At 63.9% G+C, this 22,519-nt stretch carries 23 protein-coding genes; 12 read left to right on the forward strand and 11 right to left on the reverse strand.

Annotation, left to right across the window (positions count from 1 at the left end; genetic code table 11):
- The first annotated feature begins 14 nt into the window (after positions 1–14).
- Positions 15–176: a hypothetical protein gene (locus ABIC75_RS14395; protein ID WP_354014567.1), complete on the forward strand. Its 162-nt coding sequence runs from the start codon at positions 15–17 to the stop codon at positions 174–176.
- A 201-nt stretch (positions 177–377) separates the two neighbouring features.
- On the opposite strand, the gene ABIC75_RS14400 is transcribed toward ABIC75_RS14395, so the two are convergent.
- Positions 378–1,160 (reverse strand): SDR family oxidoreductase, encoded by a 783-nt coding sequence (locus ABIC75_RS14400; RefSeq protein WP_354014568.1) that lies wholly within the window; start codon positions 1,158–1,160, stop codon positions 378–380.
- Complete coding sequence (locus ABIC75_RS14405) at positions 1,157–1,486, reverse strand: nuclear transport factor 2 family protein (RefSeq protein ID WP_354014569.1); 330 nt, start codon at positions 1,484–1,486, stop codon at positions 1,157–1,159. Before ABIC75_RS14405 ends, ABIC75_RS14400 begins: the two co-directional genes overlap by 4 nt.
- 128 nt (positions 1,487–1,614) lie before the next feature.
- Here ABIC75_RS14405 and ABIC75_RS14410 point away from each other — a divergent pair, with 128 nt between their 5' ends.
- The 4 genes from ABIC75_RS14410 (at position 1,615) to ABIC75_RS14425 (ending at position 6,672) form a co-directional block, all read left to right on the forward strand.
- Entirely contained in the window at positions 1,615–1,974 is a 360-nt protein-coding gene (locus tag ABIC75_RS14410; protein WP_354014570.1) for a winged helix-turn-helix transcriptional regulator, read from the forward strand.
- Positions 1,975–2,252: 278 nt separating this feature from the next.
- The gene (locus tag ABIC75_RS14415; RefSeq protein ID WP_354014571.1) at positions 2,253–3,179 is read left to right on the forward strand and encodes a M14 family metallopeptidase; all 927 of its coding nucleotides are present in this window, start codon (positions 2,253–2,255) and stop codon (positions 3,177–3,179) included.
- A 118-nt stretch (positions 3,180–3,297) separates the two neighbouring features.
- The gene (locus ABIC75_RS14420) at positions 3,298–5,532 is read left to right on the forward strand and encodes a TonB-dependent receptor family protein (RefSeq protein ID WP_354014572.1); all 2,235 of its coding nucleotides are present in this window, start codon (positions 3,298–3,300) and stop codon (positions 5,530–5,532) included.
- Positions 5,533–5,541: 9 nt separating this feature from the next.
- Positions 5,542–6,672 carry a PepSY-associated TM helix domain-containing protein gene (locus ABIC75_RS14425; RefSeq protein ID WP_354014573.1) on the forward strand — a complete coding sequence of 377 codons (1,131 nt, stop codon included), beginning with the start codon at positions 5,542–5,544 and terminating at the stop codon, positions 6,670–6,672.
- A 65-nt stretch (positions 6,673–6,737) separates the two neighbouring features.
- On the opposite strand, the gene ABIC75_RS14430 is transcribed toward ABIC75_RS14425, so the two are convergent.
- Both ABIC75_RS14430 and ABIC75_RS14435 read right to left on the reverse strand, forming a co-directional pair.
- Positions 6,738–7,307 (reverse strand): cytochrome P460 family protein, encoded by a 570-nt coding sequence (locus ABIC75_RS14430; RefSeq protein WP_354014574.1) that lies wholly within the window; start codon positions 7,305–7,307, stop codon positions 6,738–6,740.
- A gap of 333 nt (positions 7,308–7,640) precedes the next feature.
- Positions 7,641–8,528 carry a LysR family transcriptional regulator gene (locus ABIC75_RS14435; RefSeq protein ID WP_354014575.1) on the reverse strand — a complete coding sequence of 296 codons (888 nt, stop codon included), beginning with the start codon at positions 8,526–8,528 and terminating at the stop codon, positions 7,641–7,643.
- Between the two features lie 163 nt (positions 8,529–8,691).
- Between ABIC75_RS14435 and ABIC75_RS14440 the strand changes: the two genes are divergently transcribed.
- Together ABIC75_RS14440 and ABIC75_RS14445 are read left to right on the forward strand one after the other, a co-directional pair.
- A complete protein-coding gene (locus tag ABIC75_RS14440) occupies positions 8,692–9,312 on the forward strand; it encodes an isochorismatase family cysteine hydrolase (RefSeq protein ID WP_354014576.1) in 621 nt (206 codons plus the stop codon).
- 193 nt (positions 9,313–9,505) lie between these two features.
- Positions 9,506–11,011 carry an aldehyde dehydrogenase (NADP(+)) gene (locus ABIC75_RS14445; protein ID WP_354014577.1) on the forward strand — a complete coding sequence of 502 codons (1,506 nt, stop codon included), beginning with the start codon at positions 9,506–9,508 and terminating at the stop codon, positions 11,009–11,011.
- Between the two features lie 69 nt (positions 11,012–11,080).
- Here ABIC75_RS14445 and ABIC75_RS14450 read toward each other — a convergent pair whose 3' ends face one another.
- Both ABIC75_RS14450 and ABIC75_RS14455 read right to left on the reverse strand, forming a co-directional pair.
- Positions 11,081–11,521: a MarR family winged helix-turn-helix transcriptional regulator gene (locus ABIC75_RS14450; RefSeq protein ID WP_354014578.1), complete on the reverse strand. Its 441-nt coding sequence runs from the start codon at positions 11,519–11,521 to the stop codon at positions 11,081–11,083.
- Complete coding sequence (locus ABIC75_RS14455; protein ID WP_354014579.1) at positions 11,518–12,960, reverse strand: MFS transporter; 1,443 nt, start codon at positions 12,958–12,960, stop codon at positions 11,518–11,520. The genes ABIC75_RS14450 and ABIC75_RS14455 overlap by 4 nt, the downstream gene beginning before the upstream one ends.
- Before the next feature lie 122 nt (positions 12,961–13,082).
- Here ABIC75_RS14455 and ABIC75_RS14460 point away from each other — a divergent pair, with 122 nt between their 5' ends.
- On the forward strand, positions 13,083–13,430 hold the full coding sequence (locus ABIC75_RS14460; RefSeq protein WP_354014580.1) for an FxLYD domain-containing protein: 348 nt from the start codon (positions 13,083–13,085) through the stop codon (positions 13,428–13,430).
- Positions 13,431–13,456: 26 nt separating this feature from the next.
- Here ABIC75_RS14460 and ABIC75_RS14465 read toward each other — a convergent pair whose 3' ends face one another.
- Positions 13,457–14,002: a lipocalin-like domain-containing protein gene (locus ABIC75_RS14465; protein WP_354014581.1), complete on the reverse strand. Its 546-nt coding sequence runs from the start codon at positions 14,000–14,002 to the stop codon at positions 13,457–13,459.
- Between the two features lie 138 nt (positions 14,003–14,140).
- Between ABIC75_RS14465 and ABIC75_RS14470 the strand changes: the two genes are divergently transcribed.
- The 4 genes from ABIC75_RS14470 to ABIC75_RS14485 all read left to right on the forward strand — a co-directional run bounded on the left by ABIC75_RS14470 (position 14,141) and on the right by ABIC75_RS14485 (position 17,690).
- Entirely contained in the window at positions 14,141–15,064 is a 924-nt protein-coding gene (locus ABIC75_RS14470; RefSeq protein WP_354014582.1) for a LysR family transcriptional regulator, read from the forward strand.
- A gap of 147 nt (positions 15,065–15,211) precedes the next feature.
- On the forward strand, positions 15,212–15,715 hold the full coding sequence (locus tag ABIC75_RS14475; RefSeq protein WP_354014583.1) for a PepSY domain-containing protein: 504 nt from the start codon (positions 15,212–15,214) through the stop codon (positions 15,713–15,715).
- A 269-nt stretch (positions 15,716–15,984) separates the two neighbouring features.
- Positions 15,985–16,932, forward strand: a complete 948-nt coding sequence (locus ABIC75_RS14480; RefSeq protein WP_354014584.1) for an ABC transporter ATP-binding protein — start codon at positions 15,985–15,987, stop codon at positions 16,930–16,932.
- Complete coding sequence (locus tag ABIC75_RS14485) at positions 16,929–17,690, forward strand: ABC transporter permease (protein ID WP_354014585.1); 762 nt, start codon at positions 16,929–16,931, stop codon at positions 17,688–17,690. The genes ABIC75_RS14480 and ABIC75_RS14485 overlap by 4 nt, the downstream gene beginning before the upstream one ends.
- A gap of 205 nt (positions 17,691–17,895) precedes the next feature.
- Here the strand turns inward: ABIC75_RS14485 and ABIC75_RS14490 are convergent, their stop codons facing one another.
- The 4 genes from ABIC75_RS14490 to ABIC75_RS14505 all read right to left on the reverse strand — a co-directional run bounded on the left by ABIC75_RS14490 (position 17,896) and on the right by ABIC75_RS14505 (position 22,509).
- Positions 17,896–18,813, reverse strand: coding sequence for a cupin-like domain-containing protein (locus ABIC75_RS14490; protein ID WP_354014586.1), 918 nt, complete (start codon positions 18,811–18,813; stop codon positions 17,896–17,898).
- Positions 18,814–19,131: 318 nt separating this feature from the next.
- On the reverse strand, positions 19,132–19,776 hold the full coding sequence (locus ABIC75_RS14495; RefSeq protein WP_354014587.1) for a DUF2894 domain-containing protein: 645 nt from the start codon (positions 19,774–19,776) through the stop codon (positions 19,132–19,134).
- The gene (locus ABIC75_RS14500) at positions 19,766–20,416 is read right to left on the reverse strand and encodes an OmpA family protein (protein ID WP_354014588.1); all 651 of its coding nucleotides are present in this window, start codon (positions 20,414–20,416) and stop codon (positions 19,766–19,768) included. The genes ABIC75_RS14495 and ABIC75_RS14500 overlap by 11 nt, the downstream gene beginning before the upstream one ends.
- Positions 20,413–22,509, reverse strand: a complete 2,097-nt coding sequence (locus ABIC75_RS14505; protein WP_354014589.1) for a DUF802 domain-containing protein — start codon at positions 22,507–22,509, stop codon at positions 20,413–20,415. The genes ABIC75_RS14500 and ABIC75_RS14505 overlap by 4 nt, the downstream gene beginning before the upstream one ends.
- Between the last annotated feature and the right edge of the window lie 10 nt (positions 22,510–22,519).

Genomic DNA, 22,519 nt, shown 5'->3' on the forward strand with positions numbered 1-22,519 from the left:
TGGCCGGGAGCCAGATGTCCAAGATCACCGATAAAACAGGCATCTCGGTTTCTGCGGATGTGGTCCTGAAGGGAACGCTGGGCAAGCGTGGCAATTACTGCAACCTCGGCGCGTACCACTACATCCTGGATGTCCAGGAGGTTGTCTCCGTGGACAACATCAAGCCCGGGGACTAGAAGCTGCCGCTGCGGCGTTCAATGGACGCCATGCCCGAACGTCCGCTTTTACCGAAGTGCACACTTCCGCGATCCAGAATCGACGGGTTTCACATCGCGCCCCGCCCGCTGAGCGGGGCGCTTTGCCCGAGACACGAGAGGCCTGATGCGAGCTGCGATGAACCTGGTGAAGACCCATCGAATGAAGCCCTGGGCTTCGGCTCAAGCTGTCGGTACCGTGCCGCCGTCGATCGTGTACTCCGTCCCAGAGATGGCACTGGCGCGAGGCGACACCAGGAAGGCGATCAAGTCGGCAACCTCCTGCGGCTTGGCGGGCCGACCGAGCGGGATGCCTCCCAAAGCCTTCATGATGATTTGCTTGCCGCCTTCATAATCCGTGCCAGCCTCATCGGCCAAACGCTGGGCCAAACGTACGGCCGCTTCCGTCTCGACCCATCCCGGCGAGACGCGTATCACGCGAACCCCCTTCGGAGTCACTTCCTTGGAGAGGCTCTTGCTGTAAGTCGAAAGCGCCGCCTTCGCCGCAGCGTAGGCAGTCGTCGACTCGGGAAGGGGGAGCGTGTGCTGAATCGACGTGACGTGAACTATGACTCCCGATCCCTGTGTCAGCATCATGGGAAGCAAGGCGCGATCGAGGCGTACTGAAGGCATGAGATTGCGATTGATCGCATCTGCCCATTCGTTGTCGTCAAGGGCGGCGAAACCTCCCGCGGGCGCATTGGATCCGCCCAGGACATTCACGATGATGTCGATGCCGCCGAGTTCTTGATGGACCGCGTTGATGACGGCATGACACCCTTCTGCCGTTGTGAGGTCCGCGGCGACATATATCGGCCCGGTGGCGGATCGAGGCGGGATCGAGCGTGCCGAAGTCAGTACGCGCGCACCGGCGCTTAGCAGTGTTGAAACGACCGCAGCGCCCACGCCCTTCGTTCCTCCGCTCACCAGTACACGTTTGCCTTCAAGGCCAAGATCAAAGTTCATGGGCCGATCTCCAGTGATGCAATCTTGTCGCCTTGCAATTCGAAGCCATACTGAAGATCGATCGGGCTTCCCTTGAACTTGCCAACCAGGCGACTTGTGACAATGAATTTGTCATCGGTCTTCGCCACGGCGATCGGCTCGCTGGTGTATTCATATTTGGCGGATGATTCCACGTTCCACTGCTTGATCTCGGCCCGTCCCTGGTAGGTGTGGCCCTCATCCACGACGACGGCGTCTTCGACAAAGGTTCGAGCCAGGGCATCCGCATCATTTCCGGCGTCTGCGGCGAAGTAAGCACGAATGGGTGTTGGAAGGTCGAGCATCATCTGGGTCCTCTTGGTTTCGGGCATGTCGTGCAGGCCCGAACGATTGCATGGCTCCCCAGAATGGGATTACGGTGGCGGCATCACAAGAACGCACGAAAAGGTAAGGGACTTACCCAAAGGTAAGGAACATGGCTAAACGCGTGGCGAAAACCTATACCCAAGAGACGGCGGCCAATGGCGTAGAGCAAGCATTCAAGCTTCTTGAAGGGCGCTGGAAGCTCGTCATCATGTTCCACTTGTTTGGTGGTCGAGTCATGCGGTTTTCGGAGCTGGAGCGAGCCATCCCCTCCGTCTCGCAAAAGATGTTGGCCCAGCAGCTTCGACAAATGGAGAGCGACGGCCTCGTCCATCGTGTTGTCCACCAACAGGTGCCACCGAAGGTCGAATATGGTCTGACGTCGTGGGGGCACGCGTTGTGCCCGGCGCTCGATGCCTTGCTCACCTGGTTGGAAGAGCGGCCCTCATCGGAGAGTGATGATGAGGAGTGACTCCCTCTCGGTCTGACCATCGGTAAGAGGTTCGAACCTGACGGGTCCCAGCTGACGAACTCAGATCGACCGAATCACGGTCTTAAAGTCCGCTTCCGAGCCATAGCAGACGTTCGCGGTGTTCGCTGCAATTGAGATTAGGGGGAAGTCGATGACTCGTATGGCAGGGATTGGCCAAGTCGAGCGGGATAAGGAACGGATTCAGAGGATCCCGCCCACGTCGGCCTGCCTCGATGGCGTTTGCTAAAGTACGCCGATTCCACCACGACGGTTTCCGCATGAGCAGCCACGCCTTCTATCCCATTGGTACACCCGGGCAACCCTGGGGCGAGGCCGAGTTGGCGGCATGGCGCGCGCAACGCGTGAAGCTGCGCAGCTATGCCGATGACGTGTTGCGTGTCATCGAACCGTTGCGCGAAACATTCGACGTCGTCGAGTACGGCACGCTGGATTATGGCGCGGAGCACTACCCGCTACTCGCCATTCGCAGCCGCGATTGGCGCGACGAGTTGCCGGTGCTGTTGGTGACCGGTGGCGTGCACGGGTACGAAACCAGTGGTGTGTTTGGCGCGCTGCAGTTCGTGCAGCGGCATGGCCTGGACTATGCGGGCCGCGCCAATCTGCTGGTGGTGCCTTGCGTCAGTCCGTGGGCCTACGAGCGGATCAATCGCTGGAACCCGAACGCGCTCGACCCCAATCGCAATTTCCGCAGCAACAGTCCGGCGGGCGAATCGGCGGCGTTGATGGATCTGCTGGAGCCGCTGCGTGAGGACGTGCTGATGCACATCGATCTTCACGAGACCACCGATTCGGACGAATCGGAGTTTCGCCCGGCGCTCGCCGCACGCGATGGCAAGGCGTTCGAGCCGGGGGAGGTTCCCGATGGCTTCTATCTCGTGGACGACGCCGACCATCCGCAACCGGCATTCCAGCAAGCGGTGATCGAGGCGGTGGCCAAGGTCACGCATATCGCCGATGCCGATGCCCGCGGCGAGATCATCGGCTCGCCCTTGCTGTTGCCGGGCGTGATCAAGTTTCCGGTGAAGCAGTGGAGCTTGTGCGCCGGCATCACTAACGCGCGCTATGCGACCACCACCGAGGTTTATCCCGACAGCCCGCGCGCCACGCCGCAGCAATGCAACGACGCGCAGGTGGCGGCGGTGCGTGCGGCGATCGATTACGTCTTGGCGCAGCGCGACGTTTGACGGGAACCCGCCGGCGAAAGCTGGCCCGTCACGCACGGGCGTTCGTGACGGGCGCCCTTGATATGAGAATCATTCGCAATTAGCATGCAGGGCATTTCGCACTAAGTTGCCGCCCACCATGCGTTCCATCCGATGTGCCGTCCTGCTGGCGCTTGCCAGCAGTGCCTACGCCGGTGTCACCCTTGCCCAGCAAGGCGCGGCACCCGCAGCCACCGACGACCCGAAGAAACCCGCGAATCTCGAGGGCGTCACGGTGGTGGGCGACTGGCTGAGCGAGGCGAACCAGAACGTGGTGGCGAACCATCCTGGCGCCCGCACGGTGATCCGGCGCGAAGACATGCGCGAGGCCGGCGCGGTGAATCTGCGCGATGCGCTGCGCAAGGTGCCGGGCGTGCAGGTGCAGGAAAGCAATGGCACCGGCGGCAGCGATGTGTCGCTCAACGTGGGCGTGCGCGGGCTCACCTCGCGCCTGTCGCCGCGCTCCACCTTGCTGCTCGACGGCGTGCCCATCGCGGTCGCGCCGTACGGCCAGCCGCAGGTGTCGATGGCGCCGGTGGCGCTGGGCAATCTGCAGGCCATCGACGTGGTGCGCGGCGGTGGCTCGGTGCGTTACGGGCCGCAGAACGTGGGCGGCATCATCAACTTCGTCACGCGAGATATTCCCCAGACCTTTGGTGGCGACGCCGGCGTGCAGCTGCAAGGCGGCGAATACGGTGGCATCCGCACACAGAGCAACCTGTTCCTCGGCGGCACCACGGCATCGGGCCTTGGGCTAGCGTTGCTCTACAGCGGCTCCCACGGTCCGGGTTATCGCGAGAAGCAGGACAACGAGAGCATCGACGATGTGATGCTCAAGGCCAGGTACGCCTTCAGCAGCAGTGACGAGATCAGCGGCAGCCTGCATTACTACGACGGACAGGCCGGCATGCCCGGCGGCCTCACGCAGGCCGACTACGACGCGGACCCGTTCCAGTCGCGCCGTCCGTTCGATGATTTCCATGGTCGTCGCCAGGACGCCGTGCTGCGCTACAGCCACACGGACGACCGCCGCAGTTTCGAAGTGCAGACGTACTACACGCAGAGCTTCCGCGGCAGCCACATCGAAACCATCACGCAGAACGCAAACGGCAGCTACACGCATCAGCTCAACGCCTATCCGCGCAACTACCATACCTTTGCGATCGAGCCGCGTTATTCCCAGCTGTTCGACTGGGGGCAGTGGACGCACGAGATCAGCGTGGGCTATCGCTATCTCACCGAATGGATGAACGAGCGCACGCTGCGCAACACCAAGTTCGTTTCGCCGCTGAGCTACACGCCATTCGACAGCAGCGCCTATGAAGCGCCCTACGTGCTGGCCGGCAACAACACCGGCTCCAACGAGGCCAACGCGGTGTATGTGGACGACACCATCAACGTAGGCAACTGGACCATTACGCCGGGCCTGCGCTACGAGCGCATCAACAGCTGGTGGCAGGCGCACCCCAGCGACACGGTGATCGTGAAGGGCCCGACGTTCCGCCGCGAACACTATTCGCAGCCCTTGCCGTCGCTCAACGTGATCTATCACCTCACCGACGCGTGGAAGCTGTATGCCAACGCCGAGACCTCGTTCGGCGCGCTGCAATACTTCCAGATCAGCCAGAAGGATTCGAACAACCAGTTCGCCCCGGGGCTTGAGCCGGAAAAGGCGCGCACGTACGAAATCGGCACGCGCTACGACAGCGGAGCATGGGGCGGCGAACTCACGCTGTTCCGCATCAACTTCGATCACGAACTGCAGTACGTGGGAAGGCTGCCCGGCGTGCCCGATTCCGTGGAGGGCTGGACCAGCCTGGGCGCCACCACGCACAAGGGCATCGAGTCGGGTGGTCATCTGGACCTGGGTGCGTACAACGAGCGCCTGCAAGGTTTCACGCTGTGGGGCACGGCCACGTATACGCATGCCATCTACAAGTACGGTTCGTTCGCGGGCCGTGATCTGCCGTTCTACTCGCGTCGCACGGCGAACCTGGGCATGCGTTACCAGCGCGCGGCGTGGACGTTCAATCTCGATGCGTTCTCGCAATCGCGCCAGCATTCGCCCGGTTCGCCGAGCTTCGATCCGGCGCACCCCGCGGTGTACCAGACGGTGGGCACGCCCAATGGCGACCTGGGCGATATTCCCGGTTGGACGACGTGGAACGTGCGTGGTGAATACGCCTTTGGTCCTACGCTGTCGAACCTCAAGCTGGGCGTGGGCGTGAAGAATGTTTTCGATCGCCGTTATTTCACGCGGTCCACCGACAACAACGATGGTCTTTACGTGGGACAGCCGCGCACGTATTACGTGCAGGCGTCGTTCGACCTCTGACGGAAACTTATGGCCAGCAGCGCGACACACCCGCCACACCCGCGCCGACTCCGTCACGCGCTCAAGACGCTGCATCTGTGGCTGGGCCTGAGCCTTGGCGTGCTGTTGTCGCTGGTGATGCTGGCGGGCGGCGTACTGCTGTTCGAGCAGCCGCTGCTGGCGATGGCGCACCCGGAACTGGTTGGTCGCGAAGTACCCGCGCAGGCCGCCCAGGCACATGCACTGTGTGTGATCCTCGCCAGCGACGAGGGCAGGCAGTTGCGCAGCATGGCGATGCCCACCGACGCGTTGAGCGTGTTCGAGGGCACGGCGAAGAACGGTGATCGATACTATTTCGACGCGCTCGACGGCCATCCCGTGTCGGTACGGCATGCCAACCGCGATCCACTGCTGATCCTGCTGGAATGGCACACCCATCTGTTGTCGGGCGGCACCGGCGAAACGCTGCTGGGTGTGGTCGCCTTCACCGGGCTTTTCATGCTGCTCTCCGGCGCATGGCTCTACTGGCCAGGTCGGCGCCGTGCGCTCACCCACCTGAAGCCGCACACCCATCCGCCCATCTTGCGCTGGGCGAGCTGGCATCGCATGGTGGGTGTGGTGGCGTTTCCCTTGTTGCTGGTCACCATCGGCACGGGCACTACCATGGCGTATCGCGGCGCGGTTCGCACGGGCTTGATCCAACTCTTCGGCGAAGCGCAGCCGGCGCGGCCGCCCAAGATGTCCGGCGACAAGGGCGATGTCGCATGGTCGGCAGTGCTCGATGCCGCGCACGCGGCGGCACCCGATGCGGTGATCACGCGCATCAGCTTGCCGGTGCGGCCTGGCGCGGCACTGGTGATGCGTGTCCGTCGCCCGGGCGAATGGAATCCCAGCGGCCGAAGCACGTTGTTCCTCAATCCCTACACCGCGCAGGTGCTGGGTGGCGAAGACGCCACGCGGCTGGGGCCGGGCGCACGGCTGGCCAATGCACTCTTTCCCATCCATTCCGCCGCCGTGGGCGGTGCCGTGTGGCGCTGCCTGCTCGCGCTTGGCGCGTTGCTGCCCACGTTCATGCTGGTGACGGGCCTGCTGTTCTGGCGCGCGCGTCGTCGTCGGCCGGCGGCGGTTGCTCGCGCCGCGCAGAACGCCGCCGACAACTAGCTGCATGGCGAATCCGTTTGGGTCAGGCAAACCACTCCGTCGTGACGTTGGGGTTGTCGCTGCAATCAACGCTTCTGGTACGGATGGAAGATGTGGTCCTTCGCAGCCACCTTGACGTGGCACGCATGCCCGCAATCGGACACGCCGGTGGGGTCGGCCGAGAACTTGTCGGTCGTTGCGTCGTAATCGAACAACGCATAACCCCAGCCGCCGCTCTTGGGATATTTCTTGCTGTCCTTCTCCATCACGAAGGCCTGCGTGAAGACATCGGGCACGTCAACTACGAACGGTGCTTCCGTGCTCTTCTTGAACTTCCATTGCAGCTTGGCGATCTTGGAGCCGTCGGGGAACGGTTTGCCATTGCCTGGAATGCCGGATTTGTACGCGTTGATCATGATGGGGTTGGCCACGATCACCTTGAGCACTTCGTCGGTGCGCGCGGATGAAACCACCGACCAGTCTTCGTAGCCTTTGAAGTCGGAGAACGGAATGCCGCTCGGCGAGACCAGCGTGTACTTGTCGGCGCTGCTGGCACTGGTGACCTTGCCCTTGTCCTGCGCGTAAAGCGCCGTTCCGCCAAGCACCGCGAGCGCGGCAGCGGCTATCGCGATGGTGAGCTTGCTTTGACGCGTCATGGCTGATCCTCGCTGAATGGTCGTGGACGAGCATTTTTTTGGTAATTCAAATCACGCCGCTGCCTGCCAACACAGGCGCCGCGCTTGGCATCGCAACGCACTCGCCCCCGCTGGGTGCGTTTGAGCGGCAATTCCTTGCCATGATCACAAACCAATGCGACGGCCAATGCCATCAGACGAAGGTGTCATCCGGTCACGCAGCAGACGCGCCGTGCCTTTCAGAAACAAGCACTCCCTACCAAGGTTCGATGGAAAGCCTTGGGGGATTGGCGCAGTCTGTTGGGTCCGCTAACGAACGATCTCGCCCGCGCTCTTATGCTGCTACCGCTGCCGTCACGAGTTCGTGTAGCCGAGGCGCTCACGCAGGCGCGGCGTGGCAAAGTCGAGGAACGCCCGCAGCTTCAGCGGCACCTGGCGTTGGCCGGGATAGACCAGGCTTACCGGCATCGGCGCGGGCTCGTCGTGCTGCAACAGCCGAACCAGCGCGCCCGACTTCAGTAGTTCGTCGACCTGATCCGACAGCACGCGCACGATGCCCGCATCGGCCGTGGCGGCCACCACCGCCGCCTCCGCCGAATTCACCGTGAGCCGCGACGACACCTGCACCACCTGCGCAGTTTGCCCGGAGCCGAACGACCATCGGTCCGCGGTGGCATAGCCTTCATAGGTGATGCAATCGTGGGAGACCAGGTCGTCGGGTTTCTGCGGCACGCCGCGCGCTGAAAGGTAGGCGGGGCTGGCGCACAACACGCGGCTGATGAGCGCGAGGCGCGTGGCGATCATGTCGCTATCGGGGAGTTCGCCAAGACGCACGGCGACGTCGACGTGTTCCTCGAGCAGGTTGCTGACGCGGTCGCTCAACTGGATGCGCGCGCGAATCTCGGGATACGTGTGCAGGAATTGCACCAGCACGGGCACCACGTGATAACGCCCCACGACCTGTGGCGCGCTGATGATCAGCTCGCCCTGCGGCGCGCGATATTCGCCGGTGGCGGTGCGCTCGGCATCCACGATGTCTTCCATGATGCGACGGCAGGCGGCGACGTAGTCGCGGCCGGCATCGGTCAGCGTGAGCTTGCGCGTGCCGCGCAACAACAGGCGCACATGCAGATGTTCCTCCAGCTCCGACATGCGTCGGCTCACGGTGGCCAGCGGAATGTGCAGCTGGCGGCTGGCCGCGGAAAGGCTGCCGGTATCGACGGCGGCCAACAGGATGGTCATGGCTTCGAGTCGGTCCACAGCCTCTCACCCATGGAAGGGAGCTTCCCGAATTTACCGTCTAGTGGCTGCGTCTGGAAGGGCCTAATTTCTCGCGCATCCGGCCACGCCGCAGCCATGGTTCCACGCGGCGGCAACCGGCACCTCTTCCCTTTGGAGACATGCCATGTCCACCACGTATCCCGAAAGCCGCACCGCTTATTTGCTGGTCGATCCGTACAACGATTTCCTGTCCGATGACGGCAAGGTGTATCCCCTCATCAAGCCCGTGGCCGATGAGGTGGGCCTGCTCGACAACCTGCGTACGCTCGACCGCGAAGTGCGCGCGCACGGCGTGCCCGTGTTCTTCGTGCCGCACCGGCGCTGGGAGCCCGGCGACTACGAAGGTTGGGATCACCCCAACCCCAACCAGATGAAAGTGTTCCAGCGCCATCACTTCGCGCGTGGCGAGTGGGGTGGCGAATGGCACCCGGATTTCACGCCGAAGACTGGCGACACCATCGTGCAGGAGCATTGGGGTTCCAGCGGTTTCGCCAATACCGATCTCGATTTCCGCCTCAAGCAGAGGGGCATCACGCATGTGATCATCGCAGGCCTGCTGGCCAATACCTGCATCGAATGCACGGCCCGCTACGCCAGTGAAATGGGTTACCACGTCACCCTGGTGCGCGATGCCACGGCCGCCTTCAGGCCGGAGATGATGCACGCCGCGCATGAACTCAATGGGCCCACGTTCGCACACGCCATCGTGACGACCGACGAGCTGGTGGCGAGCCTCGCGCAGTAGGCGACCGACCGCTCCTCCTTTTCTTCGCTTTCTCTCCCTCTCCGATCTGCATGGCCGTGATTCTGCCGTGCGAGTCGTTTGCTGCCCGGTGTGTACCCATGCCGGGCAACCATCATCACTCAGGTGACACATCATGAAACTGACAGGCTCTCTCTTTATTGGTGCTCGCGACGTAGCGGCCACCGAAGGAACCATGAAGGCACTCCATCCCGCCACGGGCCAGCTTATCGAGCCGGATTTCGCGCTCGGCGGCGTGGCCGAGGTGGATCGCGCCGCCACGCTGGCAGACGAGGCGTTCGATAGCTACAGCCACACATCGCTCGCCGATCGCGCGCGGTTCCTGGAGCGCATCGCGGACAATCTCGATGCCGTGCGCAAGGAGCTTGCCGCACGCGCCGCGCTGGAAACCGGTCTTCCGGAGGCTCAGCTCGAAGCCGAGGCTACCAAGGCCGCCACGCAGTTCCGCCAGTTTGCCGACGTGGTGCGCAAGGGCGGTTTCCTGCAGCTCTCCATCGATCCCGCGTTGCCGGAACGGCAGCCGCGTCCGCGCATGGATCACCGCCTGCAGAAAATGGCGATCGGTCCCGTGGCGATCTTCGGTGCGAGCAATTTCCCCATCTCCTATTCCGTGGCGGGTGGTGATACCGCCTCTGCGCTAGCTTCCGGCGCCACGGTGATCTTGAAGGCCCACAACGCGCATCCTGGCGCGTCGGAAATCCAGGCGCGCGCCATTCGCGATGCGGTTCGCGCGAGCGGGCTGCATGAAGGCGTGTTCTCGATGCTGCGCGGCGCGGGCAATGCCATTGGCGAGGCGCTGGTGGATCATCCCTTGATCAAGGCGGTGACCTTCACGGGTTCCGAGGTCGGCGGCATGGCGCTCTATCGGCGCGCGCAGCAACGTCCCGACCCCATTCCGGTATTCACCGAGATGACCAGCGTCAACCCCACCTTCGTGCTGCCGGCGGCGCAGGCGGCGCGCGGCGCAGCGATTGGCGACGGCTTTGCGGAACGCATGCTCGTCAATGTGGGCCAGGCTTGCCTGAAGCCTGCCATCCTCATCGCCATCGAAGGCGATGGTTTCGACGCGCTGCGCGAAGCCATGGCTGCGCGCATTGCCGATGCACCGGCGCGCACCATGCTGACACCGGGTATCCACTCGGCCTATGAACGCGGCGTGGCACGGCTGCAGGAAGCGGGCGCGGATCGCGTCGCCGAGGGCGGTGTGTCGCAAGCGGCCTTCGATGCACAGGCCGTGATATCGGAAGTGGATGGACAGACTTTTCTGTCCAACGCGGTGTTGGCCGAAGAAGTGTTCGGTCCCGCTGCCTTGCTGGTGAAAGCACGCGACGAGGAAGAATTCGTGGCCATCGCGCGTTCACTGCGGGGACAACTCTCGGCCACGATGCATCTGGAACCCAAGGACATGCCGCTGGCTCGCCGTCTGCTTCCCGTGCTGGAGCGCCGCACCGGCCGCGTGGTGGTCAATGCGTATTCGCATCCGCAGGAAGTGTCCTTCGCTTCCATCCACGGCGGCCCGTTTCCGGCGACGTCCGACAGTCGCTTCACGTCGGTGGGCATGACCTCCATCGAGCGCTTCCTTCGCCCGGTGAGTTACCAGGGCTTTCCCGATGAGCTGCTGCCGGAAGCGCTGCGCGAGGCCAATCCGTGGCGGGTGCCGCGACTGGTCAATGGCGAATGATGGATCGCGCTTGATGGCCAGGGATGCAATGGAGCGTTGGCATTCCCCGGAACGCCAGCGCTCGCATGCCTAGGTCTCGTGGCTATTTATTCGCTCCAGGATGCGGCGAAGGTGCGCAAGGTCGGTCTTGGACAGTTGCTGCACGGCGAGCGGCGCATCGTCGCGCACGGTGCGATGAACCAGTTCCACCAGGCGTCGGCCAGCCGGCGTGAGCGACACCAGTTTCGCGCGTCGATTGTCCGGATGCGGTTGGCGTTCGACCAGGCCGCGATCTTCAAGATCGTTCACCGCCACGGTGGTAGCTGGTGCGTCGCTGTCCGTCATATCGGCCAGCTGCTTCAAGGTGACCGGTGCGTCGAGCAATCGCTTCAGCACGCGCACGCGACTGAAGGGCAGGCCGGTAGCCGTGCTCACTTTTCGACGCCATTCGCCGCGCGTTTCCCACACCAGGCCAACCAGCATCTGCCAGAGGTGATCCGCTTCGCTGCCGCTGTGGGCATGCTTGGTCATGCCGTCGCTCCGGTCGGTGCTTCTTCCAGCAAGTGGGCCGCATGGCGCGTGGTATCGCGTGCCCAGCCCGTGTTGGACAACCACGCCAGCAACAGTACGGTAACGCCGCCGCCCGTCACCAGCCACCAGAACGGATGCGAGGCCTCTGCGAATCCCTTGTGCATGTGCGTTCCCAGGATGGTGCCGGCCAGCGCCACGCCGAGCGATGCGCCGATCTGTCGACTGGTGGAAGCCACCGCCGCCGCCAGACCCGCCTGCGCCTTGGGCATGCCTGACACGGCCGTATTGGTGATGGGCGCATTCACCATGCCGAAGCCAATGCCGAAGAGCACGTAGCTGAGCAACAGGAACGGCAGCGGTGTGGCGGCGGTGAGCTGCGTCATCATCAATGCACTGAGGATGGTTGCCGTGCCGGAGACCAGCAACGAAGGACGCGTGCCGTACGTGCCTACCAGCCGCCCGGAGAACGGCGAGCAGAGTATCGTCGCCAGCGCGAGCGGCAAGGTGCACAAGCCGGTGTGGAACGCCGACAACCCGCGCACTTCCTGCAGGTACAGCGCGTTGAGAAAGAGAAAGCCGGAGAATGCCGAGAAGCTGCACACCGCAATCAAGGTGGCGCTGCTGAAGGGCGCACTGCGAAAGAAGCGCACGTCGATCAGCGGCTCGTGACGCCGGGGTTCGTAGACGAGCAACGCCACCAGCGCGAGAGCGGCCGTGGCGAACAGGCCGACAATGACGCTGGAACTCCATCTGGCGTGCGGGCCTTCAATGACCGCATACGTCACCGTGGCCAGTATCACGAACACCAACAGTTGCCCGATGGGATCCACGCGTCGCGGATGCGGCGCCTTGGATTCCGGGATGTAACGCGCCGCCAGCACCATGGCCGCCGCGCCCACCGGCAGGTTGACCCAGAAGATGGAACGCCAGCCGATGGTTTCCGTCAGCGCGCCGCCGATCACCGGGCCCAGCGCCATCGACACGCCGGCCACCGCACCCCAGATGCCGATGGCGCGTGCGCGCGCTTTCGGTTCGTGGAAGGTGTTGGCGATGATGGACATGGCGACCGGGTTGAGCATGGTCGCTCCCAGCGCCTGCACGATGCGGAACACCACCAGGCCGTGCACGCTGGGCGCCACGCTGCACAGCAACGAACCCAGCATGAAGAGCGCCATGCCGGTCTGGAACACGCGTCGCCGCCCGAAGCGGTCCGCCATCGAACCGGCCAGCATCAGCAGGCTCGCCACCACCATCGTGTAGGCATCGATCACCCATTGCAGCCCGGAGATCGACGCGCCCAGGTCCTGCCGTATCGACGGCAGCGCCACGTTCACGATGGTGGCATCCATCGCCACCATCAGCAGGCTCAGGCAGCAGATGCCGAGAATGAGGTTCGGGTGGGTCGTGGCCCGGCCGGCGTCGTCAATAGTTGTTTTCATACAACTATTGTGGATTGACAACCTTTTGGCGTCAATGGGCTTCGGCGTTGCCGCGCGGGAGAGCCTCTGCCCGCCTGCTTCGTCTAAGCTATGCGCCCTCCGTTCTGTGCCCGATGTATCCGATGAACCTGCGCTCCATCGTTCTAGTGCTGTTGCTCGTGTTTGGCTTCGTTTCGTTGCCCGCCTTTGCCGGCGAGCCGTTGAAACATCGCGTACGCGTGGGCTCGTTCCGGGTGGAGCGCGACGTGACGCCGGGGCGCAACAAGGTGGTGGGTACGCTGACCAACATCAGCCATGCACCGGTTCACACGGCGCGGGTCCGCTTCAGGCTCTTCGATGCCAAGGGGCGCGTGGTGGGGCAGGCTGCCGACGAAGTGCACGATCTTGCACCGGGCCAGACCTGGAAATTCCACGCTCGCGCACGCGGCAACGTGAGTCGTGCCCGTCTCGTGGGTGTCGAGGCAAGATAGTCGACGGCGGCTGGGCCGCGAGTGGCCTAGGAGCGCACGCGGCGCCACACCACTTCGCCGCGGGCGCCTTCGGACGCGCCACTCGACGGCTTGGCCACGCTGTAGGTCAACTCGTCGCCGTTGATGGTGTAGTGCGACTCGCTGTTCCTGCCGTCCCAGTTGGGGAACGACGCATGCAGGATCTGACTGTGCATGACATCGCCGTCCGCGCTCACGTGGCCAAAGTGCGCGTTGCTGTCCATCGACGCGGCGCGGTATTCGTCGGGCGTGCCCTTAGATTTGTCGTTCGCGGCGAACGGCATGCGCTTGGCGCGCACGATTTGCATCATGTAGTCGCCCTGCGCATCGATCAGCCACATGCCCTCGGGATGCGGACCATAAAGCTCCACGCGATGCCCGTCGGGATAGACGTTGTCGCAGCGGACCAGCGTCCATGCACCAATCAGCTCCCTGGGTACCGACCCGTGGTCGGCGGATTTCATGGCGTCCTGCATGGGCGCGGCGATCACGGCCGGCGAGACGAGAAGCATGGCCAGAAGAGAGGCGAGCAGGGTGGGATGGACGCGTGACATGGCGGCACCTTGGGTGAGCTGGGGTGTGGAGATCGTCTCCTCGCCGTGCGGGTTTGATAATGGGTCTGGATCTTTATTGACCTTCAAATGGCGTTTGAAGATGATCCAGCCTCCGCCTCGCCGCCAGGACTGGATCTCATGAACCGCTTCAGCGACATGCAGCTCCTCGTGGACGCAGCCGACCTCAGCAGCCTCTCGGCCGCCGGGCGCCGGGCCGGACTCTCGCCCGCGGCCGCCAGCGCCTGCGTGCAACGGGTCGAAGCCATGCTTAGCGCGCGCCTGTTCGAACGCACGACGCGTCAGTTGCGGCTCACTGACGAAGGTCGCATCTACATTGCGTCCTGTCGTATCGCCATCGAGACCATGCGCGAGGCCGAGCGCGCGGTTCGCAGCGGCACCGATGGCGTCAGCGGAACGCTGCGCGTGTCGGCGCCGTCCGATCTGGGACGCAACCTGCTGGTCACCATCCTCGACCAGTTCATGGTGCAGCACCCGGACGTGCGCGTCGTGCTCACACTGTCCGATTCGCTCTCGCGCTTCGTGCCCGACGATATCGACGTCGCCATCCGCGTCGGACGACTGGAAGACAGCGAGTTGGTCGCGCGTCATCTCGCGGACAGCTGGCGCGTGGTGTGTGCATCGCCAACGTGCATCGAGGCGCATGGCTTGCCCGAACATCCCGAGGATCTCGCCGAACTGCCCACGCTGGTGCTCACCACCAACGCCGGTCCACGCCACGAATGGCAGCTGGGCGACACGGTCGTGCGAGTGCGGCGGTATCACGAATGCACCGACAGCGAAGTCATCCGCCAATGGGCCGTGCTTGGGCGTGGCTTTGCCTACCGGCAGTTGTGGGCCGTGGCAGCCGATGTGCGCGAAGGTCGCCTGCAGCTCGTCAACGCGCCCGCGTGGTCGGCACACGCGCCGATTCACGCGATGTATCACCCCAACGTTTACCAGCCGCCACGCGTGCGCCGTTTCGTCGACTTTCTGCATACCGAGATGCAACGACGACTTCCCGCGAGCGCCGATGAAGCCATGGCATTTGCGTCGAAACGGTGACGCGTTGCCGGGCGTTCACGCCGGGCGCGCTTTCAATCGATATTTCGTGAATCGGCGCTAAGTGTCACGGGCGTTTTCACACGGACTTGAACGGCCCGTGTGCTCCTTCGGTTACACCATGCCGCGCCAACCGAAGGAGTGATCCTCATGATCAAGCGCGTACTGCCCCTAGTGATTGGATTGTCGATGACTGCCGCCGCCTTTGCGCAGGACATGCCCGCTACCGCTCGCTCCACCAGCGCCACGCAAACGACCACCACCACGGTCACCACATGGACGTCGCAGCCGCCCACCGGTGCGTTGACCGAGGACGCCATCAAGACCTCGATCGCCAATGCGGGCTACAAGGAAGTGAAAGGCCTGGCGTTCAAGGACGGCGTGTGGCGCAGCGAGGCTCGCGGCGGCAACAAGAAATGGGTCAAGCTCGCCGTAGGTCCGGTGAACGGCAAGGTCTATCCCGCCGATGCGCCATCCAGGCTCAACGAAAACGAAGTGAATGCCCAGCTGGCATCGGCCGGCTTCCAGAACGTCAAGCACGTGAAGTTTGAGGAGGGCCTGTGGAGCGCCGACGCCAAGACCGCCCGCGGCAGCGACGTGAACCTGCTGGTCGATCCCACCGATGGCAGCGTGGTGGCCAGATCGCGCGACTGACGTTTCCATCTGCAATAGTCGAAGGTGAGCCCGGTGCCATCCCGCACCGGGCTTTTCGTCCGCATGACGAGCATGCGCGCAGCGGACGAAAACGTCTTTATCCACCACAAGAGTCAACATGCTGGTGGAACGACATGCACGCACTGATGAGGCGGCCCGTACCCTCGATGTTCGAGCGGATATCGCATAAGGCCATACTTTCGCGGGCGGGCATTGAATACCAGGCGTAGAATCCTCATGGATGACTTGCGTTCAAACCAAGGGACCTCATGAGCGACCAGGCCACTTCCGCGCACCACGCGGTGTCCATCCGGGGTATCAGCAAGACCTATCAAAGCGGTTTCCAGGCGCTGAAGGCGGTGGACCTCGACATACGGCGCGGCGAGATCTTCGCCCTGCTTGGCCCCAATGGCGCGGGCAAGACCACCCTGATCAGCATCATCTGCGGCATCGTCCGGCCGAGCGGTGGCTCGGTGCTGGTGGATGGGCACGATGTGCTGCGCGACTACCGCATCACCCGCTCGAAGATCGGCCTGGTGCCGCAGGAGTTGTCGACCGATGCGTTCGAAACCGTGTGGGCCTCGGTGCGATTCAGCCGCGGCCTGTTCGGTCGCGCGCCCAACGACGCGCACATCGAGAAGGTGCTGCGCGCGCTCTCGCTGTGGGAGAAGAAAGACTCCAAGATCATGACCTTGTCCGGAGGCATGAAGCGCCGCGTGCTCATTGCCAAGGCGCTGGCGCATGAGCCCAGCATCCTGTTCCTGGACGAACCCACCGCCGGCGTTGACGTGGAGCTTCGCCACGACATGTGGCAGATGGTGCGCCAGCTGCGCGAAACCGGCGTCACGGTGATTCTCACCACGCACTACATCGAAGAGGCCGAGGAAATGGCCGACCGCGTGGGCGTGATCACGCGCGGCGAACTCATCCTGGTGGAAGAGAAGGACGTGCTGATGCGCAAGCTCGGCAAGAAGCAGCTGTCGATCAGCCTGCAGTCGCCTCTCCAAGCCTTGCCCGACGGACTCGACGGCTACGCACTGGAACTGGCCGATGACGGCGCCACGCTGATCTACACCTTCGACGCGCAAAGCGAAGACACCGGCATCGCCGAATTGCTACGCCGGCTGGGCGAGCGCGGCATCGACTTCAAGGACCTGCATACCTTGGAAAGCTCACTCGAAGACATCTTCGTCAACCTGGTGCGGAGCAAGCCATGAACCTTCCGGGCATTCGCGCCATCTACCGCTTTGAGATGGCCCGCACCTTCCGCACGCTGATGCAGAGCATCGTATCGCCGGTGCTGTCGACCTCGCTGTACTTCATCGTGTTCGGCACTGCCATCGGCTCGCGCATGGGCGACATTGGGGGCACCAGCTACGGCGCCTTCATCATTCCGGGCCTGATCATGCTGTCGCTGCTCAACGAGAGCATCTCCAACGCCTCGTTCGGCATCTATCTTCCCAAGTGGTCGGGCACCATCTACGAGTTGCTCTCCGCGCCGGTGTCACCCATGGAAGCGGTGCTCGGCTACGTGGGCGCGGCGGCGACGAAATCCGTGCTGCTGGGCTTGCTGATCCTGGTCACGGCGCGCTTCTTCGTGCCGTACAGCATTCTCCATCCGGGCTGGATGATCGTGTTCCTGCTGCTCACCGCGGTGACCTTCAGCCTGTTCGGTTTCATCATCGGCCTGTGGGCGGATGATTTCCAGAAACTGCAGGTGATTCCGCTGATGGTGGTCACGCCGCTCACCTTCCTCGGCGGCGCGTTCTACTCCATCGGCATGTTACCGCCGTTCTGGCAGAAGGTGGCGTTGTTCAATCCGGTGGTCTACCTGATCAGCGGGTTCCGCTGGAGCTTCTACGGCCACTCCGACGTCAACGTGGTGCTCAGCGCAAGCATGACGATGGGCTTCCTGCTCCTGTGCGCGGTGGCTGTCTCGTGGATTTTCCGGACCGGCTACAAGCTGCGCTCCTAGTCACGGCAGGGCGCTAAAAATGGCGAGGTTTCGCTGGCTCGCGAGGTGAAATCTGGTGCCTCATTCCACGGATGAAACACCACTAAAACGGCTCCCAAGCGGTGCAGCGCAGGAAATTGCGTTGCGCCGCTGAAAGCTGCCTCCGCTGTCTGGCCTATGTCCGACGTTGCGTCTGCGCTTAAGCGGCAAACACGGCGGCGCGCGATCAGTCCGCCACCGCGTACGCGCTCTTGTGAAGCAGGGAAGGGCAGGCAGGCGGATGCCCGCCGGGACCGCGACAGACCACGATGGCCGACGCCGCCGCCAGCGCCGCATGATCGAACATGTGGCTCTTGCCAACGTCGGGCGGCGTCATGCCCAGCCGGTAGAGCATTTCGCGCATCACGTGCACCTTGGCGTTCCGGCGCGTGGCGTCGGTGTTGTACGTGAAGCTGATCGTGGTGGACGCCTCGTTGCTCGTCTCGACCATGTGCGGGCTGGTGAGCGGCATGTAGACGCCCATGCCGGGGCCCAGCTGGAACACGTGGGCTCGGCTGCGGAATTCCTCGTGCCACAGCGTGCGGCTCAGGTCGTGGCGCAGGTGGAAGCAATCGCGCGCTCGCTCGCTGCACACGGCGGTGTCGTCGGGGTCCCACACATAGACGGTCTTGGTGCCGCGCACCTGCAGCAGCAGCACGTGGCTGCGATCGATATGAAACGGCGTGGCTGTGTTGGGCGACGCGGAGAAGATCCATCCTGCGCGGTAGTACAGCCCCGGATCCTTGCGCTCGATCTGGGGCTTGATGGGGTTGATGACCGCATCCACCAGGTCGCGATAGAGCGGGTCCGCCTGGATGTGCCGCAGCAACACCCAGGCTTTGGCCGCGCTGATGTCGCGCAGCGAATCGACGGCCGACTTGCTCGTGGGAAATAGGCTGGCGGCGTCGTCGAAGTCGGTGCCGGCAGTGACGTTGCTGTTGAAGGCGTACCAACGCGTGGTGCCGCGGCAGCGCTTGCCCAGTTCCACCAGTTGCTCGGTCTGCAGCAGCGGATGGTCGGTCAACGCGTGCTTGAACGGCTGGATGCGCCATGGATCGAAAGCATTCCAATCCATGTCGATGATCGGCATAGCTGTGTCTTTCATAGAGCGCCCTAAAAGTACTCGCGAGCGAACACATCGCGAGTGATCGAACCGCCCCTGTTGCATGCATTTATACGCTGGCGCCCAGGCACCGAGCAGACGTCTAAAAGCCATACGTCGTGAAAGAAAATGCGGCTGTAGCGAGGCTTTCGCCACAAAACGCAAGAGATTGCTACGCTACTTTGCTGCCTGCAAACAGCGAAGAAAGTTGCGCGTTGATTCAACGGTGACACACTGTCGATGCCGCGAAAAACCGCTTGTTTCGCCAGCTGCAAGTCAGCTTCGCAATGGATGCGTTACGGCTTTCGTTGCGGTAGTTGTTCAAGTCGTGCGCGACTTGGCCTTGCCGCGTTTGCGTGTGCCTGGCGCGCGAGGTGCGTCGCTGGCGGGTAGCGCGCTGCCGTTGATCTGTTCGATCCACGACAGGGCATCGATGTACGACAGGAACTGCTGCAGGTAGCCGGGCGACAGCTCGCGCATGAGCCCGATCGAGCGATGCACGAGCGCACCCGAATTCAGCGGACCGGCATTCTCGGGCGCCTGCTCGAGCGACTGCCGCAACTGGCTGCCGGTGCGCACCGCGGACCAGATCTTCTTGAACTCGTCGAGCGTTTCCAGCGTTGGGTAGCTGCTGGAGGGCATCGTCGCGTTGTGCGCAGCGAAAGCCACGTCGCGAGCCAACGCGGACGCCGCCATGTGATCGATCAGCTCAGCGAGCGCGCTGCGGTTCGGTGTTTCCGAAGACATGGGATCGGCGACGGTCGCCGCGTTTTCGAGATCGCCGGCATACGCGTCGAGCAACGTGGCGAGCCTGTCGTCCAGCATGCGCCGCGCCTCGCCGTCGTGATTCGCCGCGCGTCGTTCCAGTGCATCCATCGCATGAAAGCGAACCGGGTCCAGCCGATCGGCGTGTTGTTCGCGCCATGCATCGAGCATCGCGCGGGCGCGCGTGACGCTAGGGCTCATGGGATGCCACGTTGGCGGTCGATGGCTTGGGAATGGGCGCGATTTCCACGCGGCGATTCCTGGCGCGCCCTTCGTCCGTGGTGTTCGCGCTGACCGGTTGTTCGGCGCCGAAAGCCGCGGCAAACACGGACGATGCGGGCACGCCTTCGGCGATCAAGGCACGCGTGACCGTCAGCGCACGCTCGGCCGAGAGTTCCCAGTTGTCGGCGAACTGGCGGTTGCCATCGCGCACCTGGCGATCGTCGGTGAAGCCGCTGACCATCAGGATTTCATCGCGGGACTTCAGATAGCCCGCGAGCGGACCGGCCAGGCTCTTCAGCACTTCCTGGCCTTCGGGTTGCAGCTGATCGGAATTGAGCGCAAACAGCACGCTGCCGCGAATGCCGATGCGACCATTGACAAGCGTGACGCGCCCGGCCGCGAGTGGCCCCGCCAAAGCCTGTTCCAGCGTCTGGCGGCGCTGCGCTTCGGCCTGTCGCTGCTTCACTTCCTCGTCCAGCCGGCTGGAGAGTTGCAGCTGCACGGCGATCACGCCGACCAGGATCAGCACGAACGCACCCAGCAGCACCGACATCAGGTCGCCGAATGCGGCCCAGATCGGTGCGGTGGATTCGCCGTCGCCTTCCATGTCGTCGATCATGCGATCTCCGTTCCGGCCGCTGCGCGCTGGCTGGCGAGCTGCTGCATGTCTTCGATGATCTGCTTCTGCGACAGCATGCTGAGGTCGATGACTTCCCTGGCTTGCGCCACGTAGTACGCGAGCTGCTCATCGCTGCGCGCGACCGATTTGTCGAGTGCGCCGGCGATGTGCTCCAGGCGTTCCATCAACGCCTCGTTCGATTGACCGAACACCTGCACGGCCGCGCCGAACGCATCGCCCAGGCTCGCCACTTCGACGGCGCTGCTGGTGAGCTGCGCGGCGACCGTGCCGAGCTTGCCGGTCTCGGCTTCGATATGGTCGGTGAAGCGCGTGCTCACGCGTTCGAGCAGATCGGCCGAGGTGACCACCAGCGCATCCACGGCTACGCGCTGTTCGGTGGAGGCGTGGTTCACCGCGTCGAGCAGGGTTTCCAGCGTGGCCAGCAGGCGGCTGCGTTCTTCCAGCATGGCGGTGTCGCGCACCATGCTCTCGGAGAGCTTCTGGCGTAGTTCGGCCACGACTTCGGCGGCGGCCTTCGGCGCTTCCGAGGCGGCCTGCACGAGGCGGGAAATCTCGGCGATGGTGTCGCTGGCGTGCGCCTGCGTCTGCGCGGAGATATCGGCGGCGGTGCGCGCCAGCGTGTCGCAGATCTCGCGCTGCTGGTTCGCTGCGTGCTCGCCGGACTGCTCCCACTGTTGGCCCAGCGAGGCGCTCATCGCTCCCAGCGCCTGCGTCCAGGTGGACAGGCGTTCTTCGTCGCGCGAGGCCAGCGTGGCCTGCAGATCGGCATGCGATTGGTTCACCGTGCGGACCAGCGAGGTGGCGTGCTCCTCGAAGGTCGCCGCGGCGCCGGACCATGCCTGCTGGTTGCGTGCGGCGAGGTCCTCGTTGGCGGCTTGCTGCTGCGAGAGTGCCTGCGTCCACGTGTCCGCCATGCGGTGGGTGGTGGCGTCCAGTTGTGCGGTGACGTTGTCGAGCAGGCCGCTGGAACGCTGTTCAAAGGTACCGGTGAATTGATCCAGCGCGCCGCGCAGGTCGAGCGACAGCGCCTCGTTCGCGCGGCGCTGCTCGGCGAGTGCGTCGTTCCAGATGCCGGCCACGGTGCTCGTGGTCGACTCGAAACCGACGGAGAGTGCGGTGAGCTGCTGTTGCACGGCCTGCGTGACGTTGTCGTGCAGCTTGGAGGTTTCGCGCGCGATGCCTTCCATGGTCGATGCCATGACTGGTTGCAAGGCCGACGACGCAGCACGGGCGCTCTCGGCCACGCTGTCCCTCAACGAGGCTTCCACGGACGAGGCGAGGCGCGTGTACGTAGCCTCGGTGCGAGCGTGGAAGGCGTCGTGACTGGCGAGCTGGCGCTCGTTGGTAGCGATGCCGTGCTGTTCGATCGCCGTCATCATCGCCTGCAGTCGATCGACCAGCGCCGGCATGAGCTCGGTCTGCTGCTGCAGGAGCTTGAATGCTTCCTCGCGCTGATGGTGCTTCGAATAGACGTGCAGCGTCGTCGCGGTTTTCGCGTCGAGCAACTGCACGGCCTGCAGCCGCTCGCGCCGCGACAGCGCCGAAAGCAAACCAAGCATGGCCGAGCTGGCCACGCCGGCGATCGACGTGCCGAACGCAAAGCCCAGGCCCTTCACCGGCGCGGCCAATGATCCGCGCATGGCCTGCAGGTCGGTGGCGCTTTCCAGCGCGATGCCGGTGCCGCGCAGCGTCGCCATCATGCCCAGCAGAGTGCCGAGCATGCCGAGCAGCACGAGCAGACCCACCAGGTACGGCGTGAGCGCAGGCACTGGCAGGGCCACGCGCTCGCCTTCGACGCGCAGGCGCGTGGCGTTGCGCACGCTGGGATGCAGCCGGTTGAGCCAATCAGCGAGGCTGGACGGCGTGGCGGACAGCTCCGTTACGGCGCGTGCGAGCGTGGCGGTGGCCTGGCGATAGCGATGCAGCTCCAGCGCGCCGGCGAGGTAGCACGCGGCGATCAGCGCCGCGACGGCCGCGCCCAGCGGGTTGGAACCGACGTAGCTGGCGCCGATCCAGCACACGGCGACAAGGCCGACCGCGAACACCGCGAGATGTAGAAGATTTCTGAACATGACTTCCCAG

Origin of the sequence: Dyella japonica (assembly GCF_040545895.1) — a bacterium.
Taxonomy (GTDB): Bacteria; Pseudomonadota; Gammaproteobacteria; order Xanthomonadales; family Rhodanobacteraceae; genus Dyella; species Dyella japonica_D.

Coding starts and splice junctions, on each gene's coding strand:
- ABIC75_RS14395 (WP_354014567.1), top strand. CDS start 15: ATGTCCAAGATCACCGATAAAACAGGCATCTCGGTTTCTGCGGATGTG.
- ABIC75_RS14400 (WP_354014568.1), bottom strand. CDS start 1,160: ATGAACTTTGATCTTGGCCTTGAAGGCAAACGTGTACTGGTGAGCGGA.
- ABIC75_RS14405 (WP_354014569.1), bottom strand. CDS start 1,486: ATGATGCTCGACCTTCCAACACCCATTCGTGCTTACTTCGCCGCAGAC.
- ABIC75_RS14410 (WP_354014570.1), top strand. CDS start 1,615: ATGGCTAAACGCGTGGCGAAAACCTATACCCAAGAGACGGCGGCCAAT.
- ABIC75_RS14415 (WP_354014571.1), top strand. CDS start 2,253: ATGAGCAGCCACGCCTTCTATCCCATTGGTACACCCGGGCAACCCTGG.
- ABIC75_RS14420 (WP_354014572.1), top strand. CDS start 3,298: ATGCGTTCCATCCGATGTGCCGTCCTGCTGGCGCTTGCCAGCAGTGCC.
- ABIC75_RS14425 (WP_354014573.1), top strand. CDS start 5,542: ATGGCCAGCAGCGCGACACACCCGCCACACCCGCGCCGACTCCGTCAC.
- ABIC75_RS14430 (WP_354014574.1), bottom strand. CDS start 7,307: ATGACGCGTCAAAGCAAGCTCACCATCGCGATAGCCGCTGCCGCGCTC.
- ABIC75_RS14435 (WP_354014575.1), bottom strand. CDS start 8,528: ATGACCATCCTGTTGGCCGCCGTCGATACCGGCAGCCTTTCCGCGGCC.
- ABIC75_RS14440 (WP_354014576.1), top strand. CDS start 8,692: ATGTCCACCACGTATCCCGAAAGCCGCACCGCTTATTTGCTGGTCGAT.
- ABIC75_RS14445 (WP_354014577.1), top strand. CDS start 9,506: ATGAAGGCACTCCATCCCGCCACGGGCCAGCTTATCGAGCCGGATTTC.
- ABIC75_RS14450 (WP_354014578.1), bottom strand. CDS start 11,521: ATGACCAAGCATGCCCACAGCGGCAGCGAAGCGGATCACCTCTGGCAG.
- ABIC75_RS14455 (WP_354014579.1), bottom strand. CDS start 12,960: ATGAAAACAACTATTGACGACGCCGGCCGGGCCACGACCCACCCGAAC.
- ABIC75_RS14460 (WP_354014580.1), top strand. CDS start 13,083: ATGAACCTGCGCTCCATCGTTCTAGTGCTGTTGCTCGTGTTTGGCTTC.
- ABIC75_RS14465 (WP_354014581.1), bottom strand. CDS start 14,002: ATGTCACGCGTCCATCCCACCCTGCTCGCCTCTCTTCTGGCCATGCTT.
- ABIC75_RS14470 (WP_354014582.1), top strand. CDS start 14,141: ATGAACCGCTTCAGCGACATGCAGCTCCTCGTGGACGCAGCCGACCTC.
- ABIC75_RS14475 (WP_354014583.1), top strand. CDS start 15,212: ATGATCAAGCGCGTACTGCCCCTAGTGATTGGATTGTCGATGACTGCC.
- ABIC75_RS14480 (WP_354014584.1), top strand. CDS start 15,985: ATGAGCGACCAGGCCACTTCCGCGCACCACGCGGTGTCCATCCGGGGT.
- ABIC75_RS14485 (WP_354014585.1), top strand. CDS start 16,929: ATGAACCTTCCGGGCATTCGCGCCATCTACCGCTTTGAGATGGCCCGC.
- ABIC75_RS14490 (WP_354014586.1), bottom strand. CDS start 18,813: ATGAAAGACACAGCTATGCCGATCATCGACATGGATTGGAATGCTTTC.
- ABIC75_RS14495 (WP_354014587.1), bottom strand. CDS start 19,776: ATGAGCCCTAGCGTCACGCGCGCCCGCGCGATGCTCGATGCATGGCGC.
- ABIC75_RS14500 (WP_354014588.1), bottom strand. CDS start 20,416: ATGATCGACGACATGGAAGGCGACGGCGAATCCACCGCACCGATCTGG.
- ABIC75_RS14505 (WP_354014589.1), bottom strand. CDS start 22,509: ATGTTCAGAAATCTTCTACATCTCGCGGTGTTCGCGGTCGGCCTTGTC.